Consider the following 17,532-nt stretch of genomic DNA (forward strand, 5'->3'; position numbering starts at 1 on the left):
CAAATGGAGGTAATCATATGTCGGTTATCGAAAAAGAAATTACTGGTGCAAATTCGGAAGCTTGGAGAGGTTTTAAAACGGGGAAATGGACCAATCATGTAGATACCAAAAACTTTATTGACGAAAACCTTACGCCTTATACAGGCAATGAGTCGTTCCTGGCCGGACCTACACAGAACACGAACGACCTCTGGAAAATCGTATCCCAACTGTCCAAAGAAGAAAGAGAAAGAGGCGGTGTATGGGACGTAGATGTCAACACGCCGGGATCGATTACTTCGCATGGTGCCGGTTACCTGGACAAAAATAAAGAACAAATCGTCGGCGTACAAACGGATGAACCGTTCAAGCGCTCGATTCAACCTTACGGCGGAATCAAGATGGTCATTGATGCCTGTAAAGCTTACGGATTCGAGGTTCCCGACTCTATTGTCGATATCTTCACAAATATTCGTAAAACGCATAATCAGGGTGTATTCGACGCCTATACGGCAGAGATTAGAGCAGCGCGCAAATCGGGTATCATAACCGGCCTCCCGGATGCTTACGGCCGCGGCCGCATTATTGGAGATTACCGCCGAGTCGCCTTGTACGGTGTTGACTTCCTAATGAAACAAAAGCAGCGTGAACATGCCGAAACGGTTGGAGAAAGTATGGATGAAAGCATCATTCGTCTGCGTGAAGAAATTTCCGAACAATATCGCGCACTCGGCGAATTGAAAGAGATGGCCGCTATGCACGGCATGGATATATCCAAGCCTGCTCGAAATGCAAAAGAAGCTTTCCAATGGCTGTACTTCGGTTATCTGGCTGCTGTCAAAGAACAAAATGGGGCGGCAATGTCACTCGGACGTGTATCCTCGTTTCTTGATATCTATCTGCAGCGCGATCTGCAGGAAGGTACGCTGACGGAAGAAGCGGCTCAAGAACTGATCGACCATTTCGTTATGAAGCTGCGTATCGTGAAATTCCTGCGTACGCCGGACTATAACGAATTGTTCAGCGGCGACCCTACTTGGGTAACAGAATCGATCGGCGGTATGGCCGTTGACGGAACGACCCGTGTCACGAAGAACAGCTTCCGCTTCCTGCACACGCTGTATAATCTGGGACCGGCTCCTGAACCGAACCTGACTGTTCTCTGGTCGGAACAGCTGCCGGAAGCTTTTAAGAAATATTGTGCCAAAGTTTCGATTGAAACCAGCTCGATCCAGTACGAAAACGATGATCTCATGCGTCCGACTTACGGTGATGATTACGGCATCGCATGCTGCGTATCCGCAATGTGTATCGGCAAGCAGATGCAGTTCTTCGGTGCGCGTGCGAATCTCGCCAAAACGCTTCTGTATGCAATTAACGGCGGCAAAGACGAGAAATCCGGCACTCAGGTCGGGCCAGAATTCCCGGCGATTACGTCCGAATATCTGGATTACGAGGAAGTGATGAAACGTTACAAACCTATGATGGAATGGCTCTCCAAAGTCTATCTGGATGCGCTGAATATCATTCACTACATGCACGATAAATACAGCTACGAACGGATCGAGATGGCTCTGCACGACCGGGATATCCTTCGTACAATGGCCTGCGGCATCGCCGGATTGTCTGTAACAGCGGATTCTCTAAGTGCAATCAAATACGCCAAAGTCAAACCGATCCGCAACGAACAAGGCATCGCCGTAGACTTCGAAATTGAAGGCGACTTCCCTTGTTATGGTAACAACGACGATCGTGTCGACGGAATCGCTGTTGAACTGGTCGAGACGTTTATGGGCATGATTCGCAAGCATAAAACGTACCGCGACGCGCTGCCGACGCAATCCGTACTGACCATCACTTCGAACGTCGTATACGGCAAAAAGACAGGTACAACACCGGATGGACGCAAAGCGGGCGAACCGTTCGCACCGGGTGCCAATCCGATGCACGGCCGCGACAAAAAAGGTGCACTGGCTTCCCTAAGCTCCGTTGCCAAACTGCCTTACGAAGAAAGTCTCGATGGTATTTCCAATACATTCTCTATCGTGCCTAAAGCGCTGGGCAAAGAAGAAGAAACCCGCAAATCGAATCTGGTTGCCATGCTTGACGGATACTTTGGCAGCAGCGCACACCACTTGAACGTTAACGTCTTTGATCGTGAGCAGTTGATTGATGCAATGAATCATCCGGAGAACTATCCGCAGCTGACGATCCGTGTATCCGGCTATGCCGTCAACTTCATCAAGCTGACTCGCGAACAGCAGCTCGATGTCATCAACCGCACGTTCCACTCCAATATGTAAAAAGAGAAAAGCCAAAGCGTTGACTATTTTCAGAGTGGCTGCCTGTTCATTCATAATCAAATAAGCGGCGCTCGCGGAATGTGAGCGCCGTTCATAGTGAAAGGGTGACGACGAATGAGTCAGATGAGTCACAAAGGACGCATACATTCACTGGAAACATTCGGGACAGTAGATGGCCCGGGAATTCGCTTCATCTTATTCATGCAGGGATGCTTGATGAAATGCCAATACTGTCACAACCCCGATACTTGGAATTTCGACGGCGGGAAAGAAATGAGCGTAGAGGACGTACTGGCAGAGATTGAATCTTATCTGAACTACTATCGCTCTTCTGGCGGCGGATTGACGATTTCGGGCGGAGAACCTACGCTGCAGGCTCCTTTTGTATCCGAAGTGTTTTGTGCAGTAAAAGAACGCTGGGGCCTTCATACAACGCTCGACAGCAACGGGTTTAATAATGCGGAAAAACTTCACTATTTGATGGACGTGACCGATCTGGTTCTGCTCGACATCAAGCATATCGACAACGCCAAGCACAAAGTGTTAACCGGAGTGAACAACGAGCAGACGCTGCGCACCGCCCAATGGCTGTCCGCTCACGGCAAAAAAATGTGGATTCGCCATGTTTACGTACCGGGCATTCATGACGACGAACATAATCTTCGAGATCTTGGCCGTTTTATCGGAACGTTGAACGGTGTCGAGAAATTCGAAATTCTTCCTTATCATCAGATGGGCATTTATAAATGGAATGAACTTGGTCGTGAATATCCGCTTGAAGGGGTGCCTTCGCCTACAGAGGAGCAGGTGCAGCGAGCCTACCGATTGATTGAAGAAGGGCGCAGGTTGCAGACCGTATAAGCGGATTTACAGCCTCTATATCTAAAATTGCAATTACTTGGTTTTGAAAAATGTAATGTAAATGTTATCATAAGGTTAAATGAAGCGGCTTTTCCTTAAAGAGGAAAGGTCGTTTTTTTAATGTTTTGCAGAAACTTTTAATAAAATACCGCGTCTAACAGTATGTGCTTAGCGAGAGAAGGACCAAATTCAGTTATAAAGGGAGTCGTAGAATGAATCTGAAGAAAATCACGATCATCGCTTTGCTTGTTGCCGTACAGGCAGCGGCAGTGCTGCCGTCGGCCTCGGCCGAGGCGACATCGAAAACGCAGAATGGTAATGGTACACAGACCGTTGTGCGTGGAGAAGTAGTGCAGCAGGAAGGCGCATCGAAAGAATATACAGAGAAACTTGCGCCAACGACGCAAAACACGGCTGACCAGAATGACATCGAAGCGGCAAATACCACTGTTGATCCGGCGTCGACTGCACCAACGAATGTACAACCATCGCAAGATGAACCTGCAAAATCGGAAGAAAATGCTGTGGAAAGTTCGAACACTGTGCCAACCGAGGTACAAACACCTGCCGAGCAGCCGGTGAACGAGACAGCTGATGATACGGATGTCAATGCAGCAAGCAATGAAGAGAAGCCGAGTACAGGAACGCCGGCTCCGACTCCAGGCAGCCCGACCGTTCCGTCTGCTTCAACTACGCCGACAGCACCGACTGCTCCAGCAGCGATTGACCCGGCTTCTACATTGGGAACCGACAAGCTTATTCTTTTAATGAACAACAACAAAATGTATCAGAATGGTCAAGTTTACACCGCTGCACAACCAATGACCGTCAAAAACGGTGTGTCGTATATCGCGGTTCGTTCGTTTGTCAATCGTGTAGGCCTTGTTCTTACATATGATGCGAAAACGAGAGAAACGATCATTACCAAAGGCGCCGATGAGCTGCGCTTCAGAGACGGTACAGATTCTTACACCGTAAATGGAGTATCGACCAAAATGAAAGGCGCTTCTTATCAGCAAAAAAATACCTTTATGGTGCCGCTGACTTCGATTACAAAAGCGCTTGGCATTCCTTATTCGGTTGATAACAAAGCTAAAACCGTTACGTTGACTCTCTCTTCGAAGCCGACAGCTTCGTTCACGGTTGAACCTAAAGAGATCGTGGCCGGCGAAACTCTGGTAACGTACAAGACGAAATCGACATCGCCTAGCGGTTATGCCATTATCGATGAGCGTTGGGAAGGACGTCAGGATATTTTCGAGAATGCGGGAACGTATACGATCACGTATTCCGTAATGGATGCCAGAGGACAATGGAGCGATCCGTACGTTCAGACGATTACGGTCGAAGCGCCGAATGTACCGCCAGTGGCACAGTTCACGACAGATAAAGACACTTATCGGATGGGTGAACCGGTTACTTACACCGATCAAAGTTATGATCCAGATGGCGTGCTGCCGGCAGCGAACAGCCGAGCATGGGTGAATCAAAAAGGAGCTTATTTCACTTCGGGACCACAGACGATTACGCTGACGGTAACGGATGCCGATGGAGCAACCGATACGGTCTCGAAAACCATCACGATTACAGACGAGCAGCTGTACACGCAGGAAGAGTATAATGCCCTGTTCGTTCCAATCGGAAACAAGTTCATGTTCGATGGGGGAACGGTACCGTCTATCCGTCAAGTCGCTCGTTACGATAGCTCGGAAGACATCACGCTGTATCGCAGTAACAGTCCGGAATCGGTATTCAGTACAGGCAAGCTGTACGAAGATACGCTGTCCGGCAAGGTCCGTTTCATGATTCACCATGCCAACTATACCGGCAAAAGAGTGACCATGTACGTGGTGGCTACTAACAGTAATGCGACGCCGGCAACGATCGAGACGCTGGACAGCGGATTCGGCGGACCAAGCCCGTTTGCAACTGCAGCAGGCAAAGTTTCCATTCAGCGTTACCATCAGTCGATGATGGACGGAAGGCTGAAAACGAGAACGACTCTGCAGCCGGGAGAAAGCAAAATCATATTGACCGAACTGAATGCTACTCCAATGGCTGACAAAACGGTGATCTCACTGCTTGCCGATGTAAATTCTTCTCAGCCAATCACTTACAGCACGTTGATGATCGATTCGAATCTGGATCCGCTGAAGGAAGTCAAGACATTGACGACAATAGCCGGACGCGACGTGCATAACCGCGGCACTTATGAAATGTCGACCAAAATCATCAATGTCTTCGATCCGGTAGGAGGCTTCTCGCAAAGCAAGATCGTACTTGGAGACAACAAAGACGATCTGAATTTAACGGGAGTTGATGCGCCAACCGGTTCTGCGGAATCGAATGCGGGCAACTTTGGCGTCCTGTACAAAATCAATTTGGACGTTGTCGCTCCAAACACATTGATTACGTTTAACGGCCGCGGCGGCAGATATGCCGGCTGGATCGTCGTAAACGGACAGCTTGTCGAAATTTCCTCGCAGACTATGGGTCTGGTCGGAAATGCATTGAGCGTATCCGATGAAGCAGGCGTCTTGTACCGCACTGGAAATACGGAAGAGAAAGTTACTCTCGAATTCACGCCAGCACCAGGCAGCAACCTGCCAGTCAACATCATATTTACGCCAATGCCTGAACGCAAATCTTAAGGTGAGCGTTTGATTGTCCATTTTGGATGGTGATCTGAACCGCCAAGAAGCCCGTTTCCGTTACTTACGGAAGCGGGCTTCTGCTTGTTGGCAGAAGAATGTGTTTGTTTGACTCTATGTTCGTTTTGAGGCATTATTGATAGAGGGCATTACGATTAAGAAATGTCGCAAGGAATAAGCCACAAGTGGCAGGAGGCGAGATTTGACCGATGCTTTCAATGGAACGCATTATCGAGATTATGGCGGAGCAGGGGCTTCGAATTACGGATCAGCGCAAGACGCTGGCAAAATTGTTTGCCGAAGCGCCGGGCTATTTATCCGCCAAAGACGTTTATGATTATATGGGACAAAAATATAAGGGACTCAGCTTTGATACCGTATATCGGAACTTGCGGGTTATGCAGGAGCTTGGGGTGCTGGAGCAGATTGTATTTGAAGAAGGTGTGAAGTTCAAGCTGCACTGCAGTGAAGATCATCATCACCACCACATGATCTGTCTGCAGTGCGAAAAAACGTATCCAATTACGTTCTGCCCTATGCAGCTCACGGAATCGCCGGACGACTTTCAAGTGGTCAAGCATAAGTTTGAAGTGTTCGGCTACTGCAAGGACTGCCGTGAGGAAGCGGCACAGGAGCCGCTTCAAGCGATTACGGGAAAGCGTGCGGCGCGATGAAGATCGTTCGGCGGACTGTTCAGGGACCGATTCGTTTCTATCGAAAATTTATTTCTCCGCTGAAGCCGCCCAGCTGCAGATTCCTGCCAACCTGCTCCGCATATGCATTGGAAGCGATCGAGGTGCATGGTGCGGCTAAGGGAACTTGGCTGGCCGCCAAACGTATTTCGAAATGCCACCCGCTGCATGCGGGAGGTTATGATCCGGTTCCTCCGCGTGCTGGGCACGTACGCAAGCATGAGACGGAGGAGTATGAAGAGCAGCAGGCCGAAGTCCGCAGTTCTCAAGCCTAAGGCTTGACACTGCGGACTTTTTTTCGGTATATTTCTTGGTATAACAAATCCGAGGAACGGATGAGTAGAAGGAAGAACCAGCAGCAGAGAACCGGGTAAGACGCTGTGAACCGGTCTGGAAAAGCCTTTGAAGATGGTCCGGGAGGAACTTTGCGCAAGCCGCGATGCGGCCGTCTGAATGAGATACCAAGCCTAAGAGGCCGGTTATTTGAGGAGGAACGGGGCTGCCGAGGGTGAACGTGAAGCGTGTTCCAGCGTTAATGGACGGTCGAATGCGACCGGCAGAGCCTTCGGTTCGTGAGAACGAAGGGAATGTGGGTGGTACCGCGCGAGCTTCCGGCTCTCGTCCCATTGATGGGGCGGGAGTCTTTTTGGTGTTTTCGCTTCATATCGCTGCATGCGGCAGATCATTTTCAAGAGGAGAGAAGAGACCATGACGGAAAAAAAGAGTTTCTATATTACAACGCCGATTTATTATCCGAGCGGCAAGCTGCACATCGGACACACGTATACGACGGTTGCTGCCGATGCGATGTCCCGTTATAAGCGGCTGCGCGGCTACGATGTTCGCTTTTTGACAGGAACAGACGAGCACGGCCAGAAGATTGAACAAAAAGCGGCGGAAGCCGGCCAGACGCCGATCCAATTTATTGACGGGATTGTAGAAGGAATTCGCAGCCTGTGGGATAAACTCGACATTTCGTATGACGATTTTATCCGAACGACGGAAGAGCGTCACATTAAAGTTGTTCAGGAAATTTTCGAGCGCCTGCTGAAGCAGGGCGATATCTACAAGGGCGAGTATGAAGGCTGGTACAGTATTCCGGATGAGACCTACTACACCGAATCGCAGCTGGCCGATGTAGTGCGCGACGAGAATAACAAAGTGATCGGCGGCAAAAGTCCTGAGAGCGGACATCCGGTCGAACTGGTCAAAGAAGAATGTTATTTCTTCCGCATGAGCAATTATGCTGACCGTCTGCTGAAATATTATGAAGATAATCCGGAATTCATTCAGCCGGAATCGCGCAAAAACGAGATGGTAAACAATTTCATCAAGCCGGGGCTTGAAGATCTTGCTGTATCGCGCACAACGTTCAAATGGGGTGTTCCGGTAAAAAGTGATCCGAAGCACGTCGTCTACGTCTGGATTGATGCACTGTCAAACTATATCACGGCGCTTGGATACGGTTCCGACGATACATCGAAATTCGAAAAATATTGGCCGGCAGATGTGCACCTGGTTGGCAAAGATATTCTGCGCTTCCATACGATCTACTGGCCGATTATGCTGATGGCGCTGGATCTGCCGCTGCCGAAAAAAGTATTTGGTCACGGCTGGTTCCTGACCCGCGAAGGCAAAATGTCCAAGTCCAAAGGCAATGTGATCGATCCTGTGAAGCTGATTGACCGCTACGGCCTGGACGCGCTGCGTTATTATGTCCTGCGCGAAGTGCCGTTCGGATCGGACGGTCAATTCACACCAGAAAGCTTTGTGGAACGCATCAATTCCGATCTGGCTAACGATCTTGGCAACCTGCTAAATCGGACTGTAGCCATGGTGGATAAGTATGTCGGCGGCGAAGCGCCGGCTTATAACGGTCAGGTTACGCCATTTGATGCGGCACTGGAGGAAGCGGCGGCAGCAGCCGTCGATAAAGTTGAAAAAGCGATGGACAGCATGGAGTTTTCTGTCGCGCTGACAGCGATTAGCCAATTTGTCAGCCGGACGAACAAGTATATCGACGAAACACAGCCTTGGGTAATTGCCAAAGATGAAAACCGCAAAGGTGAGCTGGAATCGGTCATGCTGCATCTGATCGAGAGTCTGAGAATCTCGTCGATTCTGCTGCAGCCGTTCCTGACGCGAGCTCCTAAGCTGATCTGGAACCAACTGGGGATTGCCGGAGACGAAGCTGCGGAGTGGAGAGCATGGGATTCGCTCAAGACTTTCGGAACAATTGCGGCAGGCACGAAGCTGCAAAAGGGCGATCCGATCTTCCCTCGTCTCGATGTGGAAGTCGAAGTGGCCAGCATCGTCGAGTCAATGAGCGGCGGAACACCTGCCAAAGCGGAGCAGAATCCACAACCTCAAACATCCGAGCCGGTTGAAGCGCCGGAATTAAAAGAAGAGATCGGAATCGAAGATTTTGCCAAAGTGGAACTGCGCGTGGCACAGGTTATCGCTTGTGAACCGGTCAAGAAAGCCGACAAGCTGCTGAAGCTTCAGTTGGATCTTGGTTTCGAGCAGCGTCAGGTCGTTTCTGGCATTGCCAAATTCTATACACCGGAAGAGCTGATCGGTCGTAAAGTGATCTGCGTAACCAATCTTAAGCCGGTTAAGCTGCGCGGCGAAGAATCGCGAGGAATGATTCTTGCCGCTTCGCAGGGCGATCAGCTTACGCTTGCAACCGTGCCGGACTCCATGCCGAACGGTGCTCTGGTCAAGTAATTCGGAGGGCGATCGGATAAGTCCGCTGTCCAATACTGTGGCAAGGGGCATATGAATGTATAAAATGAACATATAAAGCGATCTTGTAAAGCGACTTTGTAAAGCGAAAAATCGGGCTTCTCCTGTACTGGAGAAGCCCGGTTTTTCTCTGCAGCTGTTTAGCGGCATCGATAACTGCAAATATCCTGAAAAACATTGACAACGATAGGTCATACTCCTATAATCGGTAAGGTTACGATTTAGTAGTCGGGTAGTTAAAGCTTCGACCCGGATTTCAATAAAGAAACGGAGTGTTTATAAACATGAAGCGCAATAAAACATATGGACGACATTTTGCAGTCGTAATCGCACTGGCAGCTTTGCTCGTGTTAGCGGCCTGCGGCCGGAATTCGGCAGGAACTATCGTTGAAGACAAAGTGAACGTTGTGACAACTTTCTACCCGATCTATGAGTTCTCCTCTGCAATTGGAGGAGAGGATGCCAATGTAATCAACCTGCTGCCGACTGGCGTAGAGCCGCATGATTGGACGCCGCGAGGTCAAGATATCGTCAATACGTCGAAGGCGCAGCTTTTTTTCTATAATGGAGCCGGACTTGAAGGTTGGGTTCCAGATTTTCTGAAAGGTCTGAATGCGGACTCCAAAGTGAAAGCGGTAGAAGTCAGCAAAGGCGTCGACCTGATTATGACGACGGAGGATGACGGGCATAATCACGGAGCGGTATCAGAAGAGCAGGATCATGAACACGAGGGTGAAGAGCATTCCGATGAATCTGTTGACGCCAAGCATACGGATCCGCATACATGGGTGAGTCCGAAATCCGCGCTGATTATGGCAAAGAACATTCGTGACAGCTTAATCGAAGCCGATCCCGACCATAAAGCCGGATACGAGGAGCGCTATCAAGTATTGGCAGATAAGCTTGTTCAGCTCGATGCGGAATTCACCGAGAAATTATCTCCTCTGCCAAACAAAGAAATTGTCGTATCGCATCAGGCATTCGGTTATTTGACCCGCGATTACGGCTTGCAACAGCATTCAATCATGGGCCTTTCACCGGATGCGGAACCGCGTGCCCAAGATATGCTGAATCTGGCGAAACTGGTCAAGGAAGAAGGAATTCGTTATATTTTCTTCGAAGAACTGGTTTCTGATCGGCTGGCGAAAACGTTGGCGGATGAAGCGGGTGTCGATACGCTTGTTCTGAACCCGGTTGAAGGACTGACGGAACAGCAGGTGAAAGACGGCGAAGATTACTTCAGTCTTATGCGAAACAATTTGCAAAATCTGCTGCTCGCCTTACAATAAGAAGAGTTTAATGTATTGATAATCAAGGAGGGCTTCCTATGTCCGCTATTCCGACGGCAGATTGTCATCAGCCGATGATCGAATTACGTGACGTGTGCTTTTCTTACAAAGACCAGCATGTAATGAAAGATTTGAATTTTAGCGTCAAAGAACGCGACTTTGTCGGAATCGTCGGGTCCAACGGAGCCGGCAAAACGACACTGCTTAAAATGCTTGTAGGCCTGATGCCGCCTACAGGCGGAGAGATCCGTCTTTTCGGCGAATCGATCCGACAATTCCGCGACTGGGAACGGATTGGATATGTCCCGCAAAAAAATGCGCTTAACATGCTTTTTCCGGCTACGGTGCGCGAAGTGGTAACTTCCGGCTTGTTTACGAACAAAAGTATATTTCGGCGATTGAGCCGCGATGCCAAGGCGAAGCTGGACGACGCGCTGCAGGTCATGCGGATCGAAGATATTGCGGACAAGCGAATCGGACGGCTGTCCGGCGGTCAGCAGCAGCGTGTATTTCTGGCGCGTGCAATGATTAATCAACCGGATCTGCTTGTACTGGACGAACCAACAGTAGGAATCGATGCAGAGACGCAGGACGGCTTTTTCGAACTGATCCGGCATATGCATCAGCATCATAATATTACGTTCCTGATGGTGTCTCACGACATTGATCGTCTGGAAGACTACCTCGGTAAGGAACCGCGGCAGCAGAACGGCAAGATCAAGTTTTTCGTGCGCCATTCGCATGACGATCTCGACTGCGGAGAAACGAATCTCCAGCATTCGATCCCGCTCGTCGGGTCGGTGGAATGAAGGTAAGGAGACGGTAACTTGGAAATTTTGTTTAGCGACTTTTTTCAACGGGCACTGCTTGGCGGCCTGCTGATCGGCCTGACCGCACCATTGATAGGCATTTTTCTCGTGCTGAGACGCTTGTCGATGATTGGGGATACATTGGCCCATGTCACGATTGCAGGGGTAGCGCTCGGTTTTCTTATTAATGTATATCCGCTTGTTGTCGGTCTGGTATTTGCAGTTATCTCGTCATTCGCGATCGAGAAACTGCGCCGGGCTTACAAAGGTTATGCGGAATTGTCGATTGCAGTCATTATGTCGGGCGGCGTGGCAGTAGCATCCTTTCTGTTCACGCTCGGACAGGGCTACAATACGGATGTAACGAGCTATCTGTTCGGCAGCATTTATACGCTGGGCCGGACGGATCTCTATTTGGTAGGCGGCGTAACAGTTGTTGTACTAGCGGTTGTCGTTTTCTTCTACAAAGAACTGTTCCTGCTCACGTTTGAAGAAGATGCGGCTGCGGTCAGCGGTCTTCCGGTCAAGCTGCTCAACATGCTGATTACGGTGCTTGCAGCGCTGGTGATCAGTACGGCAATCAAGATTGTAGGGGCACTGCTTGTATCGGCGCTGCTGACTATTCCGGTTGCCTGCAGCCTGTTTCTTGCAAAAAGTTTCCGCATGTCGATCGTATTATCCGTTGTCATAGCGGAAATTGCCGTGATTGTAGGCTTGATCGTAGCAGGCATTTGGAACTTCGCTCCGGGTGCAACAATCGTGCTGCTTCTTATTCTCATGCTGCTGCTGACACTTGTTGCATGCAGAGGGTATACCGTCTAACGGATATCCTCTTTTTTTGTATCATGAACTTGCCAATGGACGGCGAATAAAGGTATCATAGTAAGAGCTGTTTTTTGGCGGGCCTATACATATTGGGCTTTCGCCGGCAGGCGGGGTGCCCGTTTATCAGCATTGTTTATCAGCATTATTATGGAGGGAAAGCTGCGGTTTGGGGTTTTCAAGTCAAGGAAAAGAGGGAAGCGGATGCCAACGCCCAGCATGGAAGATTATTTGGAGCGTATCTACCTGCTGATTGAGGAAAAGGGTTACGCCCGGGTATCGGATATTGCCGAAGGGCTGGAAGTTCATCCTTCTTCGGTCACCAAGATGATTCAAAAGCTCGATAAGGACGAGTATCTCGTATATGAGAAATACCGTGGGTTAATCCTGACCAGCAAAGGTAAAAAGATCGGGAAACGGCTGGTGGATCGGCATCAGCTGTTGGAACAATTTTTGCGTTTGATTGGGGTGGAAGAAAGCCGCATTTACAAAGATGTAGAAGGTATTGAACATCATCTGAGTTGGGATTCGATCACACGGATCGAATCGCTGGTCGAATTTTTCGGTCGAGATCCGAAGCGTGTAGAAGAACTCAAAGCGATTCAAGACGAAGGGTCAAGTGAATTTTAGAGAAGGCGTCTGTGGCCGTAAGGCACAGATGTCTTTTTGTTTAGGGTAGGGAGAATTCTGAAATTTTGTATGTTTTCCAGCGCTACAATCGGTATACCCTTCGCGTATAACAATTAGAAGGCTGAAAAGGCACTGGTCGCAGCCGGACGAAAATAAGGCGAAATGAGGGAGTTTGGAAAATGAAATGGCGTCAAGGAATGTTGATTCTGCTGGCTGTGTTATTGATGCTGCCGGCGTTGAACGGATGGGGAAATGCTCGGGCGAGTGCGGCATCTGTTATCTCGATTTATTTGGATGGACAGCGAATCCGGGGGGATGTCGATCCGTATATGGTGGCTGACACTACGTTAGTGCCTATGAGGCTGATCAGTGAAAATCTCGGAGCACAGATCAATTGGTCCCAAAGCGAAAAAGTGGTCAAAATCAACCAGGGAGGCACTCTGCTGTCGATCCCGTACGGTTCGAAGACGGCTTTTGTAAATGGAAACTCGGTCGAGCTTCAGGCACCTGTTAGTATAGTAAAAGGACGTATCATGGTTCCGCTGCGATTTATCGGACAAGGACTGGGCCTCGATGTGAACTGGAACCAAGCGTCTCAAACGATCACGTTAACGACGCCTGAAGGTCCGATCGGCGTGCCGATTCCGGGAACAGCCGATCAGGGAGGTAATCTTACTGCACTGCGTGGTGCATGGGTTGCTACCGTATCCAGTCTGGACTGGCCTGCATCGAAAAATGCGGCTGTGCAGCGTACCCAATTCTCCGCCATGCTGGACCAACTTCAAGAAACCGGCATTAACGCGGTATTCGTACAGGTGCGTCCAAGCGCAGATGCGCTGTACAAGTCCAAGCTTGTGCCTTGGTCCAGTGTGTTGACCGGTACTCAAGGCAAAGACCCTGGTTATGATCCGCTTCCCTTCATGATTGAAGAAGCGCATAAGCGAGGAATGGAGTTCCATGCTTGGTTCAATCCTTTCCGTGCCAGCACCGGCTCGTCGACAACAGGATTGGCATCGAACCATATTGCGAAAGCACATCCTGAGTGGATTGTGAACTTCGACGGTAAACTGTATATCAATCCAGGAATTCCGGCAGCCCGTCAATCGGTTATTAACGAAATCATGGAAGTTGTGAACAACTATGATATCGACGGTGTGCATCTAGACGATTACTTCTATCCTTATGGCGAATCGTCTTCGAAAAAGTTCGGCGACGATGCGACGTTCAAGCAGTATAATACAACCGCTTCTACAAATAAGGGAGATTGGCGCCGCGGCAATATCAACAGCTTTATCCAGAGTTTAGGAAAATCCATCGATGCTGTCAAACCTGGCGTCAGCTACGGTGTCAGTCCGTTCGGCGTATGGCGCAACGCTTCTGCCGATCCTCTCGGTTCGAACACCCGCGCCAGCGTGACTGCTTATGACACAACCTATGCGGATGCCCGCACTTGGATCAAGAACGAATGGATCGACTATGTCGTTCCCCAGATTTATTGGAGCAATGCCAGTACAGCCGTTAACTATAAGACACTTGTCGACTGGTGGGCTGACACGGTAAGAGGGACGAATGTCGATCTGTACATCGGCGAAGCCGCCTATAAAGTTGGCACGTCCGAAGCGGGTTGGAGCAGTCCTTCCGAGCTGACCGACCATTTGGCTTATACAATAGGCCGTGCCAATGTGGACGGCAACATATTCTTCCGTGCCCAGCACATCCTTGCGGGCAGAGTGAAAAGCACGCTGCAGGCTTATTGGACCAACTGAATAAATCACAAACTGAATAAACCGCACGAAGGCTTAGTGATCGCTTCAACTTCACCGACGTAAGTCGAGTGGAATGTACAAAAAACCGTTCGGCTTCTTCTTGAAGCGAACGGTTTTTTGTCTGGAATCATTCACTCGCGGCAATTAGGCAGAAACAAAAAAAGAAGAACATGGATTTCTCCATGTTCTTCTTTTGATCTCAGCTTCACTTCCGGGTTTATGTCTTCTCATAAACTCCGAACCGTTTCTGAAGCCGCACCCTTAATGAAATTTCGGAACGTCTTCATCGTCTTTGCTTTTTCGTCCTTCGATCACTTGAAAAGGATAGCTTTTCCGTTTCTTTGAATCAGAGGAAGTTTTTCCGCCGCGAGAAAAATTCTTCGAAGCGGAACCGGAAGAAGACATACGGGCCAGCTTTTCCTGCGTACGGGCCGAAGGCTTGATCTTCGGTTTTCTGCCTGCTCCCGGACTGCGAAAACCGCCGGGACGCCGTGCATTGGGAAGCAGGAAGTACAGTAAAACGATAACGGCGACAATCGCGATTGGAATCAGCCATGTAATGGACGGATTCATAAGAATCTGAACCAAGCCCAGTGCGGCAAGTGCAAGAATGATATAGCCTGCGACTCCGGGTTTTCTCATTGGGCATCAACCCTCCAAGGGATCGAGTATGGCGTTCGGTGACGAAGCGGGAACGCCTTGTTTGGCATAAACGGCATCAAGTTCGCGCATCCGGTTGAACGAGGCGATCGATACTTCGACCTGCTCGTCAGTCGGCTCTTTGGTTGTCAGCAGCTGCAGCCACAGTCCCGGATAGCCGAGATAGCGGAGCACGGGGACGTCACGAAGTGCGTTGGTAAATTTCAAGAACTCGAACGATATGCCCATAACGACCGGCAGAAGCAGCAGACGCTGAACGACGCGTTCGGCTAGAGAATCCCAAGTAAACAGCGAATAGATCAGAACGCCGATGATAACGGTCAGCATGATAAAGCTGCTGCCGCAGCGGTAATGCAGTCGGGTATATTTCTGAACGTTCTTCGGAGTCAGTTCTTCGCCGGCTTCGAACGCGCTGATAACCTTGTGCTCGGCTCCATGGTATTGAAACAGTCTCTTGACGAGCGGGGTTAATGAAATGAAATACAGATACAGCAGCAGAAGAATCAGCTTAATGCCGCCTTCGGCCAGATTATGATAGACTTGATGGGCGAAAGCCCCTTTGAACAGAAATTGTTCGACAAACACCGGGACGAGCGTGAACGCGATTTTGCCGAGAAGGAAAGATACGATCGCTGCAGCCGTTACGCCGATAATGGCGCCTAAGCCCAGTTTGGCTTCACCGTTTTTGTTCTTCGCTTTCAATTCTTCGCGTTCTTCAGGCGTCATTTCGTCGTCGGCGTAAGCGTCGAACGAATAGTTGAGATGCTTGGAGCCTTTGACGCTGGAGTCGATCAGGCTGACCAGGCCGCGAAGAAGCGGGATTTTGCGTAGGGAGCGCACCCAACTTTTTTCTTCACGGGGCACTTCAAGAAAAGTGATCTCCCCGCTCTTGCGGCGCACCGCGGTAACGTTGACATGCCTGCCGCCGAACATAACTCCTTCGATCACGGCTTGTCCGCCGTAGGCGACGGGAGCGGATTTTTCTGACAAAACCTTCACCTTCCTAAACGTTTTAAGATCGCCATCTGCGGCTTTGGCAGTTACTTGTGCCGGCCCAGAGACATTTCTTTTCATTGTATCGGATTTTACCGGCAAATACCAGCGAATGAGCGGCCGGATACGGCTGATTCCCGGCGCGTAAAAAGGCTTCTCATAAGGTGCGGGCGTGTGATAGAATGTAATGTGGTAATTTCGCTTGACGTTCTGGAAAATACGAACTGAATAGGTTCACCGGGAAAGAGGAGAAAATATGCAGCAGCGTGTAAGCAAATTGCGTGAAGCCATGACGGCTCATGGAGTTAGCGCAATGTTTGTGGCCAGTGACATTAATCGTCGTTACCTGACCGGATTTACAGGTTCCGCCGGATACGTGCTGATTACCGAAAACGAGAGCTATTTGCTGACCGATTTCCGTTATATGACTCAGGCGCCGGAGCAGGCTAAAGATTTTAAAGTGGTCGAACATGCGCCTAAGGTTATGGAAACGGTTAAGGAACTGCTCGGTTCTTCGGCAAAGCTCGGTTTCGAGCAGGAACATGTCACATTTGCGACGTACCAAAGCTATCGGGAAGCGCTGGAAGGCGTTGAACTCGTGCCGGTATCGGGTCTTGTTGAAGGTCTGCGCATCTTTAAAGACGAGGGCGAGCTTGCAATCATGCGTGAAGCCGCAGCTTTGGCTGACCGGACTTTCAGTCACATCCTGACGAAAATCCGTCCGGGCGTTACCGAGCGAGAGCTCGATTTGCAGATGGAAATGTTCATGCGCGAAAACGGCGCGACATCGTCGTCGTTCGATACTATTGTCGCTTCGGGAGAGCGTTCGGCACTGCCGCACGGCGTAGCCAGTTCTCGGGTTCTTCAAGGCAGCGAGTTCATTACTTTTGATTTTGGAGCACTGCTGAACGGTTACTGCTCCGACTTGACCCGCACCGTTGTGCTGGGCGAAGCGAGCGACAAACACCGCGAAGTTTACGGAATCGTGCTCGAAGCGCAGCTCAATGCGCTGGACAAGATTCGCCCGGGCATGACCGGACGCGAAGTGGACGCTCTTACCCGCGACATTATCTCGTCGTACGGTTATGGCGACAAATTCGGACACAGTACAGGACACGGTCTCGGCATGGAAGTGCACGAGAATCCGCGCCTGTCCAAGCTCAGCGACGATATCCTGAAGCCGGGCATGGTCGTCACCGTAGAACCGGGTATATATATTCCAGGCTTCGGCGGCGTCCGGATTGAAGATGACATCGTGATTACCGATTCGGGAATCGAGATTCTTACGTCTTCGGTCAAAGAGCTTACCCTTCTGCCGATGGCATAAGGCAA

General features: G+C 49.9%; 14 protein-coding genes. 12 read left to right on the forward strand and 2 right to left on the reverse strand.

Annotation, left to right across the window (positions count from 1 at the left end; all coding sequences use genetic code 11):
* Positions 1-17: 17 nt before the first annotated feature.
* From pflB to F456_RS0113295, 11 genes are all read left to right on the forward strand, one after another.
* Positions 18-2,282, forward strand: a complete 2,265-nt coding sequence (pflB, locus tag F456_RS0113245) for a formate C-acetyltransferase (RefSeq protein ID WP_018977525.1) — start codon at positions 18-20, stop codon at positions 2,280-2,282.
* Between the two features lie 114 nt (positions 2,283-2,396).
* On the forward strand, positions 2,397-3,143 hold the full coding sequence (pflA, locus tag F456_RS0113250; RefSeq protein WP_018977526.1) for a pyruvate formate-lyase-activating protein: 747 nt from the start codon (positions 2,397-2,399) through the stop codon (positions 3,141-3,143).
* Between the two features lie 212 nt (positions 3,144-3,355).
* Positions 3,356-5,794 (forward strand): copper amine oxidase N-terminal domain-containing protein, encoded by a 2,439-nt coding sequence (locus F456_RS0113255; protein WP_018977527.1) that lies wholly within the window; start codon positions 3,356-3,358, stop codon positions 5,792-5,794.
* Between the two features lie 209 nt (positions 5,795-6,003).
* Positions 6,004-6,468, forward strand: a complete 465-nt coding sequence (locus F456_RS0113260) for a Fur family transcriptional regulator (protein WP_018977528.1) — start codon at positions 6,004-6,006, stop codon at positions 6,466-6,468.
* Positions 6,465-6,761: a membrane protein insertion efficiency factor YidD gene (yidD, locus tag F456_RS22550; protein ID WP_018977529.1), complete on the forward strand. Its 297-nt coding sequence runs from the start codon at positions 6,465-6,467 to the stop codon at positions 6,759-6,761. The genes F456_RS0113260 and yidD overlap by 4 nt, the downstream gene beginning before the upstream one ends.
* Before the next feature lie 397 nt (positions 6,762-7,158).
* A complete protein-coding gene (gene metG, locus F456_RS0113270; protein ID WP_083923670.1) occupies positions 7,159-9,213 on the forward strand; it encodes a methionine--tRNA ligase in 2,055 nt (684 codons plus the stop codon).
* Between the two features lie 302 nt (positions 9,214-9,515).
* Positions 9,516-10,520 carry a metal ABC transporter solute-binding protein, Zn/Mn family gene (locus F456_RS0113275; RefSeq protein WP_018977531.1) on the forward strand — a complete coding sequence of 335 codons (1,005 nt, stop codon included), beginning with the start codon at positions 9,516-9,518 and terminating at the stop codon, positions 10,518-10,520.
* A 38-nt stretch (positions 10,521-10,558) separates the two neighbouring features.
* A complete protein-coding gene (locus F456_RS0113280) occupies positions 10,559-11,329 on the forward strand; it encodes a metal ABC transporter ATP-binding protein (protein WP_018977532.1) in 771 nt (256 codons plus the stop codon).
* Between the two features lie 18 nt (positions 11,330-11,347).
* On the forward strand, positions 11,348-12,151 hold the full coding sequence (locus tag F456_RS0113285; RefSeq protein WP_018977533.1) for a metal ABC transporter permease: 804 nt from the start codon (positions 11,348-11,350) through the stop codon (positions 12,149-12,151).
* A gap of 204 nt (positions 12,152-12,355) precedes the next feature.
* Positions 12,356-12,781, forward strand: coding sequence for a transcriptional regulator MntR (gene mntR, locus F456_RS0113290; protein WP_018977534.1), 426 nt, complete (start codon positions 12,356-12,358; stop codon positions 12,779-12,781).
* Positions 12,782-12,960: 179 nt separating this feature from the next.
* On the forward strand, positions 12,961-14,547 hold the full coding sequence (locus F456_RS0113295) for a family 10 glycosylhydrolase (protein ID WP_018977535.1): 1,587 nt from the start codon (positions 12,961-12,963) through the stop codon (positions 14,545-14,547).
* Positions 14,548-14,808: 261 nt separating this feature from the next.
* Here F456_RS0113295 and F456_RS0113300 read toward each other — a convergent pair whose 3' ends face one another.
* Positions 14,809-15,189 (reverse strand): hypothetical protein, encoded by a 381-nt coding sequence (locus tag F456_RS0113300; protein WP_018977536.1) that lies wholly within the window; start codon positions 15,187-15,189, stop codon positions 14,809-14,811.
* A gap of 6 nt (positions 15,190-15,195) precedes the next feature.
* Complete coding sequence (locus F456_RS0113305; protein ID WP_018977537.1) at positions 15,196-16,197, reverse strand: DUF1385 domain-containing protein; 1,002 nt, start codon at positions 16,195-16,197, stop codon at positions 15,196-15,198.
* A 259-nt stretch (positions 16,198-16,456) separates the two neighbouring features.
* On the opposite strand from F456_RS0113305, the gene F456_RS0113310 reads away from it, so the two are divergent.
* On the forward strand, positions 16,457-17,527 hold the full coding sequence (locus F456_RS0113310) for a M24 family metallopeptidase (RefSeq protein WP_018977538.1): 1,071 nt from the start codon (positions 16,457-16,459) through the stop codon (positions 17,525-17,527).
* The last annotated feature ends 5 nt before the right edge of the window (positions 17,528-17,532 follow it).

It is taken from the genome of Saccharibacillus kuerlensis DSM 22868, assembly GCF_000378145.1.
Classification (GTDB): Bacteria; Bacillota; Bacilli; order Paenibacillales; family Paenibacillaceae; genus Saccharibacillus; species Saccharibacillus kuerlensis.